Source organism: Longimicrobium sp., from assembly GCF_036387355.1.
Classification (GTDB): Bacteria; Gemmatimonadota; Gemmatimonadetes; order Longimicrobiales; family Longimicrobiaceae; genus Longimicrobium.
The window spans coordinates 1-1,915 of sequence record NZ_DASVTX010000531.1 but is presented as its reverse complement, the minus strand read 5'-3'; the positions used below and the strand labels follow the sequence as shown (position 1 = coordinate 1,915).

Here is a 1,915-nt window from a genome sequence, read left to right as displayed (position 1 = left end):
CGTAGGCCCGCGCGTTGGCCAGCCCCGCCGCGGTCTGCGCCGCCACCCGCTCCACCGCGCCGCGCGCCTCGTCGTCCGCGGCGGCGGGGTCGCTCCACGCCACCAGCAGCGCGCCCTCGCACTCCGCGCCCAGCGGCACGCGCCACCCCGCGCCGCCGCCCACCTGCACGCGCCCGGGCTCCGCGCCGTCCCCCACCGCGCCGGCCAGCTCGTCCGCCGTGAACGAGGCGTCCGGGACGGCAAAGGTGCGCGTCTCCGGCAGCAGGGGCGTGGCGAGCGCGGCGCCCTGTGCCTCCACCAGCTCCGGCAGGCACTCGTGCAGGCGGCTCCAGATGCGCTCCGGCTCCGTTTCTCCGGCAATGCGGGCCGCAAACCGGCACACCGCCTCCAGGCGGCGGGCGCGCGCCTGCCAGGGTTCCGCTCCGGAGTCCGCCGCGCCGGCGTGAGTGGAGCGGGAGTTGCCGTCGGACATCGCCGTTCTTTCCTCGTCGGGCGGTTCTCGTGCCGGCGCGGGGCCGGGCGGGCGCGCCGGGCCCGCGTGCGCCGGGTTCGCGCTCCGGCTATCTTGGGGGCCGCACACCGCCCCGGCAAGCCAACCGCACGCACGAGATGAGCCTTCCTCCGCTCCGCCTCCGCAAGAACGAAGACCGCCGCCTGCGCGCCGGGCACCTGTGGGTGTTCAGCAACGAGGTGGACGTGGCCGCCACGCCGCTGGCCGCCTTTGAGCCCGGCGCCCACGCCGAGGTGCAGGATTCACGCGGGGCGCCGCTGGGCACCGCGTTCGTGAATCCGCACTCCCTGATCGCCGCGCGGCTGGTGAGCCGGCAGCGCAACCGCCCGCTGGACGGCGACCTGCTGCGGCGGCGCATGGCCCGCGCGCTGGCCCTGCGCGAGTCCGTCTTTTCCGCCCCGTACTACCGCCTGGTGTTCGGAGAGGGCGACGGGCTCCCCGGCCTGGTGGTGGACCGCTTTGGCCCGCACCTGGTGGTGCAGGTCACCACCGCGGGGATGGAGCGCGTGCTGGACGAGGTGGTGGCCGCCCTGCGCGACGTGGTGAACCCCGACGGCATCCTGCTGCGCAACGACACCTCCGGCCGCGCGCTGGAGGGGCTGGAGTCGTACGTGCGCACCGCCTGGGGCGCGGTGCCCGAGACGCTGCGGGTGGAGGAGAACGGCGTGGCCTTCGAGGCCCCGGTGAGCGGGCAGAAGACCGGCTGGTTTTACGACCACCAGATGAACCGGGCCCGCATGGCCGGCTACGTGCGCGGCCGCCGCGTGCTGGACGTCTTCAGCTACGTGGGCGGCTGGGGCGTGCAGGCCGCCGCCGCCGGCGCGTCGGAGGTCGTCTGCGTGGACGCCTCCGCCCCCGCGCTGGAGTGGGTGGCCCGCAACGCCGCGCTGAACGGCGCGGCGGACCGGGTGCGCGCCGTGCGCGCGGACGCCTTTGACGCGCTGGGCCGCATGGCCGCGGACGGCGAGCGCTTCGGCGCCGTGATCGTGGATCCCCCGGCCTTCATCAAGCGCCGCAAGGACGCCAAGGCGGGCGAAGAGGCGTACCGCCGCGCCAACACCATGGCGATGGAGCTGCTGGAGCCGGACGGCATCCTGATCTCCGCCTCGTGCAGCTACCACCTGCACCGCGACGGGCTGCTGGACGCCATGCTGCGCGCCAGCCGCCGCCTGGGCCGGGACCTTCAGGTTCTGGAGGAAGGGCACCAGGGCCCGGACCATCCCATTCATCCCGCCATCCCCGAGACGGCGTATCTCAAGGCGTTCATCGCACGGGTGGGATGAGAGAAGACAGTGCGAAGTGCTGAGCGCGAAGTGCTGAGTGCCCAGTACCAAGTTTCAAGTGCCCAGTGCCGAGTGCCCGGTTGGTGATTCGCCTGGGCACCGGGCACTTGGCACCGGGCAC

At 74.4% G+C, this 1,915-nt stretch carries 2 protein-coding genes; one reads left to right on the top strand and one right to left on the bottom strand.

What is annotated here, in order from left to right; all coding sequences use genetic code 11:
• On the bottom strand, positions 1-472 hold a 472-nt coding region (locus VF665_RS22930), incomplete at its 3' end, for a hypothetical protein (RefSeq protein WP_331055808.1).
• A 137-nt stretch (positions 473-609) separates the two neighbouring features.
• On the opposite strand from VF665_RS22930, the gene VF665_RS22925 reads away from it, so the two are divergent.
• Positions 610-1,794 (top strand): class I SAM-dependent rRNA methyltransferase, encoded by a 1,185-nt coding sequence (locus VF665_RS22925; RefSeq protein ID WP_331055807.1) that lies wholly within the window; start codon positions 610-612, stop codon positions 1,792-1,794.
• The last annotated feature ends 121 nt before the right edge of the window (positions 1,795-1,915 follow it).

Coding starts and splice junctions, on each gene's coding strand:
- VF665_RS22925 (WP_331055807.1), top strand. CDS start 610: ATGAGCCTTCCTCCGCTCCGCCTCCGCAAGAACGAAGACCGCCGCCTG.